Genomic DNA, 15,132 nt, shown 5'->3' on the forward strand with positions numbered 1-15,132 from the left:
CCCCTCTATAACTAAGGTAATCTTACCCCTAATAGCTCTTGGTGTAAACTCACTGCATATCCATCAGTCATACCAGAAATGAAGTCTGTTACTAATTGAAGTCTATTGTACAATGATAAATCTTTAAATTCCACTGTAGGCTTGCCCTCTTTAGAAATTCGTTGAATATGCCTAAAGTTCTCTGATATTAAATGAATAAGTTTTTCATGTTTTGTTTTAGCTTCTGTTAAGCCATCAACGTTTATAACAGCGTTAACAAATAAATTTAATAAATCAGATATGACTCTATCCCCTACTAATTCAAGAGTTAAAACTTCCTTATCAGTAAATACATGTTTATAAGCTACATTCTTCAATTCTTTCGAAAGTTTTTTTGCTGTAGAATTAGATAGTAAATCCCCTTCAAAAGCACCTTCCATAATTGAACCATAGTTATTTTTGAAACTATCGACTACAGCATTTATTAATATGCCTTGGATATATACTTTAAAATTTTGAACATTTATTAAATCTTTATCAGGTACTTTGTTTAACAAAGTTTGATCTCTTAGTTGTTCTAATATTGCAAATTGGTTAGGGTACTCCTTTTCAAATTTTCCTTTAATATTTTTATAAATATCATCCCATTTTATTACTTTCTTTTTTACAGCATCTTCAATGTCAGCAGTTAAATAAGCTATGTCATCTGCTGCTTCTAAAATATACGTAGCAGGATGTCTACATCCATCAATACCTATCTTATTTTTTATTTCTTCAAACAATTCTTGTTCAGAATGAAAATATCCAAACTTCTTTTTTCCTTTAATTTTTTCATCATTAGAAGCCCATGGATATTTCATTAATGTTCCTAATGTTGCTAGAGTGAAATTAGCACCATATTCATCATTTAAAAATTGTAACTTACTTAAAATTCGTATTGCCTGTGCATTTCCTTCAAAAAACAGAAAATCATTCTTCTGTTGTTCATTTAATTCTCCAAATAATTCTCCATATGTTTTGCTGTCTTTGTCCGCTATTTTTGTATCTGGTTTTATATTAAACCAATCTTCAAACCACTTCCGAATAATATCTTCACCATAATGTCCAAATGGTGGATTACCTAAATCATGTACTATACATGATACTTCAACTAGTGAGGCTAACTCTCTAGCCTTTGCAAAATCTTTAAAAACTTTTTCTTGAATTAACCATTCTCCTATATTCCATGCTAATGATCTGCCTAAAGAGGCAACCTCTAAAGAATGTGTTAACCTTGTCCTTGTAAAATCATTATTTTGTAAGGGAAATACTTGTGCTTTATCTTGTAGCCTTCTTAGAGATGAAGAATATATAATTCGTTGATAATCTTTATCAAATTCATTTCTGTGAGGAAGACTTTTACTTTCTGACTTCCTTTTTCGTTCACCTAATAATAAATTCTCCCAATTTAACATAACCTAACCTGCCTTTTTGTATTTTCTTTCCTTATAATTCTATCTTATCAAAGTACAAGGAGAAAAACAGACTTATTTTAACATCACATACTTATATGAACTTTGCTACATATACTTAAATATTCTAATCCCTTACATCTCAAAATTAGCCTCTTAAATTACTTTTTTTAAAAGCTTGATTTCCATTAAATTTAATGTTTGTTTGTGATGCTGTTTTGATTATAACGTTCCCAGCCATTATTTCAGCAATTGCAGTATCTGCCCCACTCCACATATGGGCATAGTGTTTTAAAGTAATCTCTGGACTTGAATGTCCCATACGTTGTGATAGTACAAGAACAGAAACATTAAATTCATTGATTAAATATGAAGCATGGGAGTGACGCAATCCTTTTGCTTGAATACTTGTTACTCCTGCGAATTGTGAATAGCGTTTAATGATTCTGCCTATTGTCGATTTAATCATTGGCAATCCATCATAACTAAAAATAAAATCGTTTGAATTACCTAACCCTATCTCCAATTGTCTTTTTCGCCAAATTGTTAATATATTTATTGTATCATCATCAAGAGCTATAATTCTCTTTCCATCTTCCGTTTTTGTGTACGAATTTCTTTTCCAATCACTTCTCGTTTTCATAATTAGCATATGATGGACACGTAAACGTTTATTTTTCAAATCGACATCATTCCAACGTAAAGCAGTTCCTTCATTCACTCGTATTCCGGTCATATAGTAGACCCACAGCATAACAAAATTCAGATGCTCATAACAATCTTCTATATAAATTTGGTTTATCACCTTTTCAAAGTCATCTTTTGTCCAATACGGCACAATCGCCTTACCTTTAGGAATAGCTCTAACCTTCTTAGATATGTTCATTTCTAGGTATTGCATTTCAACAGCTTTATCTAAACTTTTACGAAACGTTCCAAATACTAGACTTGCATAAGATTGTGAATACCCCGCACCACCCTTTTCTTTACTTGTTAATAACCATGTGCGAAAATGCTGTACGTCTTCTACTGAGATTGAACGAAGAGGGATAGAAGCAAATCTATCCCTGATCTTCTCCAATATTCTTTTTCGCACAGAGAATGTACTTTCTTCAACATTCGTTTGATAATAAGGTATGTACACACTATTCATAAATTGTTCATAAGTCATTTTATAGTTAGAATAACTGTTAACCTTATGATATTCTCTTTTTAATCGAGTTAACTCTTTGTTTGCTTCAAATGCAGAAGCAAAAGGCTTACCATTAACATCTTTTCTTCCCTTTTTACGTATTCGTTTTCCCGTAATTCGATCAATACCAAATTCCGATTGATAAAAGAAATTTCCTTTATCATCAACATATACACCAGGGTATTTCGTTGTTTGTTGCGTTTTATTTTTCATTAGGAGTTACTCATTTCTGCCAAAAGGGAAACTCCTAAAATTGATTCAACCACATCCCTCGGTACTCTCCCTAGCCTTTTGTTGTTATAATACGGACAACCTTTTTGTACCATGATTGCTTTTGCCTGCCTAATTAGCGAAATAGCTTGATATTTCTTATAGCCTAGTTTTATTAAATCATCTTTACAAATTGTTGTACCCATCACACATATCCCTTTCCACACTAGTATTCATCTTCGCTTACAAGTTCTAAAACACGTTGCTCGATTAATGATTGATCAGACTCAGTGATTTTTTCTTTCCCTATATGTACTAACTCTTTCAAATATTCCTCAGCATATTTTTCGCCGTATACTCGCCTAAATGATTCATAGACCATACTTATTGACTTTACAGTTGAATGCTCAACCCATTTTTTCTTTTTCTTTAAAGTCAACTTTTCACGCTGTACTTTCAAAGGTATTTCTTCAATACCTTCTATAAACTTTCCCCACCATTTCATTGTAGGAAGCCTATTTTTGTTATGTAACTCACTAACATTCTTAGGTTGCCTCTTGAAACAATAATGTGCTGATAGAACACCTTTAACTATAGCGTTCAATGGTTTCCCATTTGAGATTTGAAGAGCAACTAACATTGCTTTGTTTCCTGTCAACTCCAGTTCCCATCTAACCCATTTTCCAATGTTCACAACTTCATCTGCATTATCTCGTCTTTCTTGTTTCTTATCATAAATTCGTAAAATTTGAGGAGATGATCCTACGTACAACGTAAACCCTGTTAGTTTTCCATCAAGAATCCTTCCACTATTTATTTCAACATATTTATGGCTTTTCGTACTCAACTGCCCTCGTTTCACATAATCCTGTAGCGTTTTTACAGATGGAGAAGCATTATCGAATATATCTAATGCCAAATCTATCCTTGATATTTTCCCTTGTATTCCTAAAATAAATGATACAAATTTGTACCAATGCCATCCATCAATTCTTGACATGAATTCCTCATACTGTCGACAAGCTTGTCCTGACATATCTACAAGAATGCTTCCATGATTTCCCGAAGAGTGGAGTTTTATATTCGCAAAGCTAATACATCTATCGTATGTTGGATAAGGCGATCCCTTAATCTCTGAAGAAAATTCAGAGATAGGGATTCCTAAAATTTCATTAGCAACGATTGGAAATTCACTATTCGGAATTGAACAACGAAAGTAATCAATAAGACACTGATTACTTCGATTTAGACGACTCATGTGCTTCACCAATGATGTAACTATCAGCTTCAACTTTAAGCTCTGAATACTGCCATGTATCAATCATTGGTTTACCTTGCCCAACAAATGCTTTCTTTTGAACCTTTTTAGGCTTCACTTTTAGTCCCGAAAAGGAAATTGGAATGAACTCACCATCTTCATAATCATCTAAAATAGGTAGGCTATCCTGTTTTTCAACTATTACAGTAATAGGGGAGCCAATTTCAGTACCGCCATTTTGTAAGACGAGTTCGATAAATGGACGATCATATACTTTAAATGTGACAGAATACTTTCCAGTTTCAACTAACTCTCCATTTAGATTTTTTTCTTTTTCAATTCGAGTAGTAAAGCCGTCTTTCTGAATCAGCATTGCTGTAGGAATCTTAAATTGTTTAATATCAAAGTGGAAATCAGCTAGATCCACATTTTCCGAGTCATTTAACGAATGTAACTTAGACGATTTTAATATTAGTTTTCCCATTTTTACAGACACCTCTTTATCATTTTTTAAATCCCCAACTCTCGGGATTTCACACAGCCCTCTAACCCATGAGCACCAAGAGTTTCGAGCATTTTCGTTGAGGGAGATTCACCAGTGTTACCCAACTGGTGCGACCCTATTTTTCGATTCATGTTGAGCAAAAATCGCTCAACTGGCCATCACTTTTTCTGAACGTTTTCGACCACTCCGTTCGGATGGCTCTGCCACCGCCTCAAACCTTCACAAAAATTGACGGTCAATGTTGGCTGTAGCTGTTTGACAAGAATAGCATTAAACACTTAATTTGCTCTCTGAATCATTAGTTTTTCTATTTCTGCTATAAAATCAAAATCTTTGTCTATATACGGCGTTTCGAAATAAACTGGAGAAGTGTGTTTGCCATCTAGTTGTATGTAACCTCCACCTTTTTCTGTGACAGTCTTATATTCAACGTCTTTCGTATCAAATATCATATTATAGCCAATGGAATCCATAGCACCTAACCCAGCTTTAAACCCCATTTGTGCCCTTATATTTGTAGGTAGATCATCTGCGGATGGACGTTGCATAAGGATCTCGATCATTACTCCAGCTTGTCTACCTTTCATTACTAGAGTAAATACATAATCTAATGCTTCTTTAGCAATTTTCTTATCCACTGAATGCATAAAAGCTGAAAATTCATCAAATATCACAATAACGACAGGCAAATTAAAGTCTCGATACGTTTTTCCGAAAGCTGATATGTCATTAAAATACTCCGTATATCTTCGTTCCATCAATTCGACAGTTTCTCTAAGAATTCGACATATTTGGTTGGCATCTGTTGCAACTTTATTTTCAAATCCAGTAATAAATCTAAACAGACTCAAATCAGCTTTTTTAGGGTCTATAATTCGTAAATCAGCTTGCGGAGTCAACTTCAAATAATTAACAATCTTACCTAATATAAAGAATGACTTGCCCGATCCAGTACCTCCTACAATAAGAGAATGGGGGACCTTATGAAGCTCATAAGATATGTTGCCCGTTATTTTGATTTCATCTGAATCATTTACGTTAGTTACAGTAGAATTTAAATCTATACGTTCATCTTTATGCTTTAAAAATACATATTCAGCATAATCTACCGACTTATTGGTAGAGTCTAGTTCCAAGCCTAAAGCAGCTTCTAAATTCTCCCCTAGTTTCGTGGCTTCTTTGGTAAACCTGTCACCATCACGTAAAATCCTTACGACCACATGCCTACTTGTTTCCCTATATTGAATGCGAATTACTCTGACAATTCGCTTTTCCCTAACAACTTTATCGTTTTTAATAGATTCAAAGTATTCCTCGTCATATAATTTCAAAGTATCAATCATATAAGCTAAATTGTTCGCAATCCATGATTTAGGATTCTTAACAAAGTTAAAGTAGAGCCTTATACTTTTATAAATGGATACCGTCCAAAAAGTGATGATGATTAGATTAACGAAACCATTAAAACTGACAGAACGATACACCACAGGAATATTAATTATTAGTGGAGGAATAGCATTAGACACCATTCCACAAAAAGCTGTCAGCACAAATATGAATACTCCAAGGAGATATTTAAATAAATTCATTTTCCTGCGCGGAAAAACAACATGATGCCATTCACTCTGCCTTCTACTAAGGATATTCTTTAGTGCCTCTAGCTTCACAGATTACTAACGCCCTTTCAAGTTCTATTTTTTATATTTACTCGGTTCACTAATAATTTTACAAGGACCACATGAATTAACTTGCCAATCAAAACTAGAAGAATTGCAGATACTAATCCGCCCCAAAATACATAGGAAACATTAAAACTGTAATTTTTAAAACCTTGACCAAAGGTATCAAACTCTATCCAGCCATATTTTACTCCTGTCCCATAAACTTCACGAAGGTTAGTTACATCAGATGAAAACACATAAGTTCTACCAAAATCCGTAATACCTGACAGCCAATTCCCCAATAACAAATACACAATCGTAAAGGGTAGGAGAATTATAGCTGTCTCAAAGATAAATTTGTTTACCACTTTGATTATATTTTTCATTTATTTTCTTCTCCAAATTTTGCAATGGAGAAGCTTTAATTAGTGCTCTCCATTGCAAGTATGTTATTTCCTTTTCCTCATAATTATCTATGAAGAAGGATACTTCAAAAAATCAATAACTCTCTCTGTTTGCGTTTCACTATAAGTAATAACATTTAAATTATTTAGCTCAGTTTATTGCACAACATTTCTTACTTTATTCTTTAATTAGTTCTTTCCTACGTTCTAAGCACCCTACAGCATATGAATTCTTTTGCTTGATTGTTGAAATCATATAATCTAATTCATCTTCTGTATATGAATAATGAGATGTCGATAAATTGGCAAGTTGCTTCATCAGATAATTTAATTTTTCTATTCTCTTATTCATCAGACGTATAGATTTTTCTCTTTTCTCCATCACTTCACCCCCCTCACAATCAAATCAAAACGTCATGACATTATATATATGTAGATAATATACGGACAACATCATGACGTCAAGAGAAAAATAAAAAAGACTATGTTATCCATAATCTTTTTCCTTTTAAAATTCTTCTGCTTACTATTCTGTAGCATCATCTTTGTTATGATATTGTTTTTTTATTTCTTCATAGTACTTTATAATCGCAGTATTAATAATCCACGCTTTCGTTACTCTATTTTCCTTTTCTGTAATTAATTTTTGGACTTTATTTAAGCTATCTTCTCCTTTTTGATTAAGGTAGAAAGAAAACTTTGTACTTGCCATTTAAAAGACCTCCCATTTTTACGTTTACAATAGCATGATACTGTCATGACGTCAAACACTTACAATATCATAAAAACAGATTTCTAAAAAAGAGCTTTTGGGGGGTTATTCGGTGGGGAATCATATAAAAACAAGCCTATTTCACAGCATTTGATCCACGATAAACACTGTAAAATAGGCTTAATCAATTTATATCATTCTTAATTATTACTCCCACTCAATCGTAGCAGGCGGTTTACTCGTAATATCATACACCACGCGGTTAATATGCTTCACTTCATTCACGATACGAGTCGAGATCTTCTCAAGTACATCCCAAGGGATTCTTGCCCAGTCACTCGTCATACCATCAATAGACGTAACAGCACGGATACCGATTGTGTAATCGTATGTTCTTGCGTCACCCATGACACCTACGCTGCGGATGTCTGGGAGAACCGTGAAGTATTGCCAGATGTCGCGCTCAAGGCCGAAGTTGGCAATTTCTTCGCGTAGAATCGCATCCGATTCACGGACGATTTCTAGTTTTTCTTCAGAAATTTCACCTAGTACACGGATTCCTAGTCCTGGACCTGGGAATGGCTGTCTCCATACGATGTCGTCTGGAATACCTAGCTCTGACCCTAGAGCACGGACTTCATCCTTGAATAGCGTATTAAGTGGCTCAATCAATTCAAACTGCATGTCTTCTGGAAGACCGCCAACGTTGTGGTGAGATTTGATTGTTTGTGCCGTTGCTGTACCACTCTCAATGATGTCAGTGTAAAGCGTTCCTTGTGCTAAGTAGTCGATTCCTTTTAACTTGTCCGCCTCGTCATCGAATACATAGATGAATTCGTTACCGATGATTTTACGTTTTTGCTCAGGATCAGACACACCTTTTAGCTTGTTTAAGAAGCGATCTTTCGCATCTACTTTAATCACGTTCATGTTGAAACCTTCGCTAAATGTTTTCATTACCCCTTCTGCTTCGCCTTTGCGAAGAAGACCGTGGTCAACGAAAATACATGTCAGCTGATCGCCGATGGCTTTGTGGATCAATACCGCCACAACAGATGAATCTACACCGCCGCTTAGTGCGCACAATACTTGTTTGTCGCCTACTGTTTCACGGATTTTCTGCATTTCGATTTCAATGAAGTTCTCCATTGACCATTTGCCATCGCACTCACATACGCCGAAGACAAAGTTCTTCAATAGATCATTTCCGTACTCAGAGTGACGTACCTCTGGGTGGAACTGAACGCCATAGAAATTCTTCTCAGCTAAGCTCATCGCTGAGTTTGGACAATGTGCACTTGTTGCATCAACTGTAAAGCCTTCTGGTACTTCAACGACAAGGTCACCATGGCTCATCCAAACGACTTGATCCGTTGGAAGGTCTTTGAATAGAGCAGGTGTTCCGTTAATATGAATGTCTGCTTTTCCATATTCACGCTGGCTTGCCGCTTCTACTTTCCCACCTAAATAGTGAGTCATCAGCTGCATGCCGTAGCAAATGCCTAGAACCGGAATGCCTAGATCAAAAATCTTTTCGTCACAGCGGAAAGATCCTTCATCATATACACTGTTTGGTCCACCAGAAAGGATGATTCCTTTCGGCGCCATTTCTTTAATTTCTTCAGCAGTTAAAGTGTGCGGATGAAGCTCACTGTACACACCAAATTCACGAATACGGCGAGTGATCAGCTGATTGTACTGACTACCGAAATCGAGAACCAAAATCATTTCATTTACTAAATTTGTCATGGTGTCACCTCTATGTCCAATATAGTTTTTATAAACGCACAGAAAAAATGAGAGGAGAAAACCTCTCTCAGTGTAAATCACGCTTTTGAAGCGCCCAGACTCACATCCGAACGCTTCAATTTCATGTATTTTAGAAGGTTTTAATATTCACCTATTCTAACAACAGGAAGGTACGTGGTCAAGACTATCTCCTGTTTATTAAATTTTCCCATAACTTCACCGACTGCCGCCAAAGCGCCGACGCATCTTCTCGCCTGTAGAGCGCCCGCTCATAGAACTGCGTTAGTTCAGACATGTGATGATTCCCTTCCTTGTCATCGATCAAAGAAGCAAATTCTCTTAGCGTCATGCCTGGCTTTTTCTCGATCCCTCTGCGCCTTAGCTGTTTTAATAGAGCAGCATACGCGTAGAAAAAAGCTTCCTCATCTGGCAGACGTTTTACCTTTCTCACAATAAAGATTGGCAGCCACCTTGCTCTGAACCGGTAAAGCATCCAGCCTATGAAACCAAGAAAGACAATCACACCTGCTGCGTAGCCCAAGATTGAACCAACATGAACCATACTTGGCTTTGCTTTAGCTGCTTGTTCCTCTTGTTTTGCCGCCTGTTCTGGTTCTTGTTGCTGCGGCTGCTGTGTCTGCTCGTTTTCTTGTTGATCAGATGCGGGCTGATCTTTTTCATCCTCTTGATCATCTGCTTGGTCGTTGTTAGCCGTGGTTTCATTCGTAAATGTCTCTGGGTTCGTGAACCCTTTTGTCGGTTCAAAAGTCACCCAACCACGGTTTGGAAAATACACCTCTACCCATGAATGGGCATTGTTATTGGTCACTTCATACACATTGTTTCCATCCATCTGTGTTTCATATAACTGACCAGACGTATATCCTTTCACCCATCTCGCCGGAATTCCAATCGAGCGAAGCATGACAATCATCGAGGTTGAAAAGTTATCACAATAGCCAATCATCGTATCAAATAAGAACTGATCCACATAGTCTTCGTCACGCCCAGGCACAGAGACATTTTGGGTTTCATATGAAAACTTCGCAGATCCTAAATAATCCTCAATCGCTTTTGCTTTATCATACATATTATCCTTCGTTTCCGTTAAGCTGTTCGCCAATGTTTTCACACGCTCTGGCAGCGAGGATGGGAGCTGCAAGTATTCACGTCCGACCTGCTGATTCACTTGCTTCTTGGTTGGCACTTTGATTCGCTGTAAGTCCTCTAGGATAAATGTAGGTGATAAGAAGCTGACTCGATAGTTCCCTAAATTTTTGGGCGGGTTTTGAGTAGACGGGACAATTTTCTCCGTTTTGCCCATCATTTGCAGTGGAATGTTTTCCATTGGCGTCAGCATAACCGTACCAATCGGATAAACAGCATGATTAAATCGATAATTTGATTCCATATCGACTCTCGTTTCATGCTCCTCTGTTTTCACGCGATTGGTAAACCACCGGTTCGGCACATCATTCCCTTTTAACCGAGTAGGTTTCGTATCATTTGAAGCATCCTCCCAGCCTTTCCCCGTGTAAATACTTTTTGTTTCTACACGAAAATAAGACGGCTCTTTTCCGCTCCATTTAAATACCGGTGTACGATCCTCACTAAACGGTCCCCCAAGCGACGAATCATCCGCACTATATCCCACCTTATTCTGCCCGGTGGAACCATCTTGATTCGTGACCGCTTTAAAAAACGGGACAGGGTCAGGCCATTTCGGATCAGATTTTGGCAAAGAAGCACCGAGTGATGCTGATACAAGGACAAGCGCCAGCATGGGTAAGAACCAATTGAAACGCGCTTTCTGTGACACCCGCACACCTTCAGCCGAACGAAGCCGGTCGAAATAGAGCAGGCCAAGCAAACAAAAGCCAAATACCATAATTCGAACGATTGCAAAAGTCGCATCATAAGGCGTAAACGTATCAAGAATCGTGACATATACAATCGTCATCAGTAAAAAGAAAAAGATACGCTGCTGATACACAACCCAATAATGGAGCAAATAAACAAGCAGCCAAAGCAAAATATAGAACAACAATGTGCGGAAAGACGGATACATGTCACTCCACATGCCCATGCTCATCAAAGAAATATTATCTTGAATATCAGCAAACAGCGCAGGCAGATAACTTGGCTCTGATTGATAAAAAATCAAATATAATGCGAGCAAGATCAATCCAGCACAAATAGGAAACGTCACATACCACTTCAATCGAAAGAACGTAAACAAACACGTAAGCCCTATAAAAATGATGAAATAAGACGTATGACTCGTCTCTGTAAAATCTTGAAGCGGACGAAGCCACTCCCAAAGCAGCAGAAATGCGACAGCATAATAGATGAACAACTCAAAACGGCTTTGCCGCTGATGCATATAAATGTTTGTCACCTCACAGTTCTTTCGTGCAGCCGGTCCTCAAATAAAAGGGTCGTGTGTATCCCAGAAGCTTTAAGCCGGTCCACAAGCTGTTTTTCTTTTGCCGTCAATCGATCAACGGCTCTCTTCACTAAAAGAACAGTGATGTTCTTTCTGTTTCGATTCCCAAGTAAAATGGCAGCAAGCTCTTCTTGCAGATGACCTGTCACCACATACTTTCCTGTCTGCTGGTGCTCACTCGATGTTAATGATTGATAATCAGGTGCACGAGAAGGCTGATACTGCACCTTTGTTAAATAGTAGAGCATGTCCTGTAAATGCCACTCTCCTTGATCCACTCGAAATAAGTGCTGATACCCAAGCGGGACAAGGCCTACCGGCACCCCTTTTTTCACAGCCGTTTGCAGAACCGATGCGGCCATAGACACAATCGTTTCAAAAGCGGCTTCATCTGTAAAATCAGCAAACACCACCAGATCCTTTGTCTGATTCTGTTCAAACTCCTTCGTCATGAGCTGACCTCTTCTAGCTGTTGTCTTCCAGTCCACCCAAGCGAAACGGTCTCCTTGCTGGTATTCACGCACACCTGTCGTCACATTTGTCGGTTCATTTAACCAAGAGTGCACCGCTTTGCCTCCATTTTCATTCACCGATGCAGCAGATTCAACCGGAATATCCAACATTTTCGGATACACAAGTAATTTTTTCTCTAATGGAAGAATTACTTCTTTTTCCACAAACCCAAACATATCACCCGTTTTGATTCTAACCGCCGTCAATTGATGCTCTCCCCGCATGATGTCATTGAATTGATATGAAAATCGCCACGTTTTCCGAAACCAAGGAAAGATCATTCGCTTCATTTCAATCTGTTCCTGTAAATGGAAGGTATCCGGCGGGTCATCCTCAAGTATGGCGTACACGTACGGAAATAAATTCGTCCGCTTGATTTCAAGGTCAACAGACAGCATATCCCCTGCCTTTAACCGGGTATGCTGTAATGTCCTTTTGGCAGTTGCACGAAGTGGAACAAGGGCAAACAGCAAAGCATACAAAGCATATGGTGAAAATGCATAAAAAAGGAACCAGCTCACAAAGCCGCCCTGAAACATGGCATAGCAAAAGGCTGCTGCCGTGAGGAGAAAGAGCATAAACACCCGTAACCATAGTGAAAAAGCGAAACGGTCACGTGACTTCATTGAGTCATCGACTTTTGAACTGGTACGCCAATATGCTCAATCATCTGTCGTAGCAGTGTCTCCGCCTTCTTCCCTTCATACGTTGCTTCTGATGTCAAAATCATGCGATGCGGCAATGTGTAAGGCGCCAAATACTGTACATCATCAGGAATCACATAATCCCGCCTGTTCAACAGCGCATACGCCTGAGCCGCTTTCATCAATGCAATTGAACCCCTTGGGCTCACGCCTAAATAGACAGACGGATGATTTCGCGTCGCTTGGGCGATTTCGACAATATATTCTTTAATCGATGCATCCACATGTACGGTCTGAACCGCTTGCTGCAAAGCATGGATATGATCTTTTGTCATGACTGCCTGAAGCGTGTCAATTGGCGATTGTTTCTCCTGCAAATTCAGCACCTCAAGCTCCTCCAGCATGGTTGGATACCCCATCTGCAGCTTAAATAAGAAACGGTCCATTTGCGCCTCTGGAAGTGGATAGGTTCCCTCATACTCTACTGGATTTTGCGTAGCCATCACAAAGAAAGGATCTGCCAGCGGCATCGTTTCTCCGTCCACTGTGACACTGCCTTCTTCCATCGCTTCAAGAAGGGCTGATTGTGTTTTAGGAGAGGTTCGGTTGATTTCATCAGCCAAAATAATCTGCCCCATAATCGGTCCTTGTCTAAATTCAAACTCGTTTGTCTTTTTATTATAAATCGACACACCTGTTACATCTGAAGGCAAAAGGTCAGGCGTAAATTGGATTCGCTTAAACTCACACCCAATGGATTTTGCCAGAGCACGAACCATCATGGTCTTCCCAACGCCAGGCACATCCTCTAATAGCACATGCCCCTTCGCCAAAATCGCAACAAGGCTTAATATCGCAATATCTTTTTTCCCCACCATCACTTTATTGATGTTATCTACGATTTTTTGTAAATCTGAATGCATCGGTTCATCAAATGCCATCCTGATCCTCCTATCACGTTTCCGTCAATTTTCATATAGTCTAACTTTACCATACAACACGCATTTGCATGAAACATCAACACGTAGAAAAAAGAAGCCTTCTCACGATGGAAAAGACTTCTGCTCCTCTTTAGGCTCACTTGCTGGTTCCATATGAACATGAGAGTGTAGAATATCATGTTCCTGCTTCATTCTGCGTTCAATTTCATCTGCAATATCATGGCTTTCTGCGATGTTTAAATGCGGTTCTACTTCAACGACCACATCCACATGGACGGTGCTTCCAAGGTAACGAGCTTTAATGTCTTTCAAATCGCCCACTCCTGGTGTCGCTTCAATCGTCTCTTTATATTTAGACATATCTTTTATATGAAAACCGTCCGTTAACGAATGAGACGCATCTCTGAAAATCTCCCACGCCGTTTTACAGATAATTAAGCCAATCACAAACGCAGCAAGCGTATCAACCCACGCCAGCTGAAATTGAGAGGCGATAATTCCGACAAACGTCCCGATACTCACATAAGCATCTGATTTATTATCAGCCGCTGCCGCATATAGCGACTGGCTATTAATTCGTTTAGACAGTTTACGGTTATACATATACACACCATACATCACAACAGCACTTCCTGCTGCCGTCCAAGCTGCAATCATATCAGGCGTTTGATGCTCTGATGAGAAAAGCGACTGGCCTGCGCTCAGCAAAACCTGAAGCCCGACAAGCATCATAATAAAGGAAGCCACAAGTGACGCAATATTTTCAGCTCTAAAATGACCGTATGGATGATCCTCATCAGGTGGCTTCTGAGAAATACGCAACCCAATTAATACGGCAAGCGAAGCAATGATATCTGTCGTATTATTCAAGCCATCTGCGGAAAGGGCTTCTGAATGAAACACATACCCAATGATCAGTTTGACAGCAGATAAGATCACATAGGCTATAATGCTGACCCAAGCACCTGTTTCACCTTGTCTTAATTCGTTGTAGCGCTCCATACCGAACAGCGCCTCCTCACACATTACTTTTCTATATTTATCTTACAAAGCCAAGCCCGTGTGGGTCTACAGCAACATGATTCGCTTGAATCAGCAAAATAGGATACATAGAAATGTGTTGACCTAAGCAAACTTATTTTTATAAGGTCAATTGACCTCAAGACCTACTCCCATCAATGTTTTTCAAAACCACCCCGAAAAATGAAAAAGAACAAAATTTCTCTACTATCTAATTGTCAGAATAGTTTTATTTTAAAACACAACTTTTCTTTCTTCCTTCTTATGCTATTTTTAAGAATGGGCAGAGGAAAATGAGGGAACATAATCTCTCAAATCCTTTATACTTTTTAACATCATGTTAAGAGGTTTGAAATGTCAGTTTGATAACCTGTCCAATGCTGAATGACAATTCAGTATGATAAAATTTAAAATATTCTAAAAACAAACTCTTGAATAAAAGAGAAA

General features: G+C 38.3%; 14 protein-coding genes. All 14 read right to left on the reverse strand.

What is annotated here, in order from left to right:
- Positions 1 to 11: 11 nt before the first annotated feature.
- The 14 genes from ASG46_RS19215 to ASG46_RS19280 all read right to left on the reverse strand — a co-directional run bounded on the left by ASG46_RS19215 (position 12) and on the right by ASG46_RS19280 (position 14,667).
- Positions 12 to 1,433: a deoxyguanosinetriphosphate triphosphohydrolase gene (locus tag ASG46_RS19215; protein WP_056705749.1), complete on the reverse strand. Its 1,422-nt coding sequence runs from the start codon at positions 1,431 to 1,433 to the stop codon at positions 12 to 14.
- A 145-nt stretch (positions 1,434 to 1,578) separates the two neighbouring features.
- A complete protein-coding gene (locus tag ASG46_RS19220; protein ID WP_056705752.1) occupies positions 1,579 to 2,835 on the reverse strand; it encodes a tyrosine-type recombinase/integrase in 1,257 nt (418 codons plus the stop codon).
- Entirely contained in the window at positions 2,835 to 3,038 is a 204-nt protein-coding gene (locus tag ASG46_RS19225; RefSeq protein ID WP_056705756.1) for a DUF3173 domain-containing protein, read from the reverse strand. The genes ASG46_RS19220 and ASG46_RS19225 overlap by 1 nt, the downstream gene beginning before the upstream one ends.
- Before the next feature lie 20 nt (positions 3,039 to 3,058).
- Positions 3,059 to 4,090, reverse strand: a complete 1,032-nt coding sequence (locus ASG46_RS19230) for a replication initiation factor domain-containing protein (RefSeq protein WP_056705758.1) — start codon at positions 4,088 to 4,090, stop codon at positions 3,059 to 3,061.
- Positions 4,068 to 4,574, reverse strand: a complete 507-nt coding sequence (locus tag ASG46_RS19235) for a hypothetical protein (protein ID WP_034320420.1) — start codon at positions 4,572 to 4,574, stop codon at positions 4,068 to 4,070. Before ASG46_RS19235 ends, ASG46_RS19230 begins: the two co-directional genes overlap by 23 nt.
- 299 nt (positions 4,575 to 4,873) lie before the next feature.
- Positions 4,874 to 6,262: an FtsK/SpoIIIE domain-containing protein gene (locus ASG46_RS19240; RefSeq protein WP_235562258.1), complete on the reverse strand. Its 1,389-nt coding sequence runs from the start codon at positions 6,260 to 6,262 to the stop codon at positions 4,874 to 4,876.
- A 17-nt stretch (positions 6,263 to 6,279) separates the two neighbouring features.
- Entirely contained in the window at positions 6,280 to 6,642 is a 363-nt protein-coding gene (locus tag ASG46_RS19245; protein WP_056705761.1) for a hypothetical protein, read from the reverse strand.
- A 196-nt stretch (positions 6,643 to 6,838) separates the two neighbouring features.
- Positions 6,839 to 7,042 carry a hypothetical protein gene (locus tag ASG46_RS19250; protein WP_056705764.1) on the reverse strand — a complete coding sequence of 68 codons (204 nt, stop codon included), beginning with the start codon at positions 7,040 to 7,042 and terminating at the stop codon, positions 6,839 to 6,841.
- A gap of 144 nt (positions 7,043 to 7,186) precedes the next feature.
- Positions 7,187 to 7,372, reverse strand: a complete 186-nt coding sequence (locus ASG46_RS19255; RefSeq protein WP_056705768.1) for a hypothetical protein — start codon at positions 7,370 to 7,372, stop codon at positions 7,187 to 7,189.
- Between the two features lie 207 nt (positions 7,373 to 7,579).
- A complete protein-coding gene (gene guaA, locus ASG46_RS19260) occupies positions 7,580 to 9,121 on the reverse strand; it encodes a glutamine-hydrolyzing GMP synthase (protein WP_017359841.1) in 1,542 nt (513 codons plus the stop codon).
- A 184-nt stretch (positions 9,122 to 9,305) separates the two neighbouring features.
- Positions 9,306 to 11,504, reverse strand: a complete 2,199-nt coding sequence (locus ASG46_RS19265) for a transglutaminase TgpA family protein (protein WP_056705771.1) — start codon at positions 11,502 to 11,504, stop codon at positions 9,306 to 9,308.
- 11 nt (positions 11,505 to 11,515) lie between these two features.
- Positions 11,516 to 12,706, reverse strand: a complete 1,191-nt coding sequence (locus ASG46_RS19270; protein WP_056705772.1) for a DUF58 domain-containing protein — start codon at positions 12,704 to 12,706, stop codon at positions 11,516 to 11,518.
- On the reverse strand, positions 12,703 to 13,665 hold the full coding sequence (locus ASG46_RS19275; RefSeq protein ID WP_017366721.1) for an AAA family ATPase: 963 nt from the start codon (positions 13,663 to 13,665) through the stop codon (positions 12,703 to 12,705). The genes ASG46_RS19270 and ASG46_RS19275 overlap by 4 nt, the downstream gene beginning before the upstream one ends.
- Before the next feature lie 102 nt (positions 13,666 to 13,767).
- Positions 13,768 to 14,667: a cation diffusion facilitator family transporter gene (locus ASG46_RS19280; RefSeq protein WP_041506687.1), complete on the reverse strand. Its 900-nt coding sequence runs from the start codon at positions 14,665 to 14,667 to the stop codon at positions 13,768 to 13,770.
- Positions 14,668 to 15,132 lie beyond the last annotated feature (465 nt).

This window comes from Bacillus sp. Leaf49 (genome assembly GCF_001426125.1).
Taxonomy (GTDB): domain Bacteria; phylum Bacillota; class Bacilli; order Bacillales; family Bacillaceae; genus Bacillus; species Bacillus altitudinis.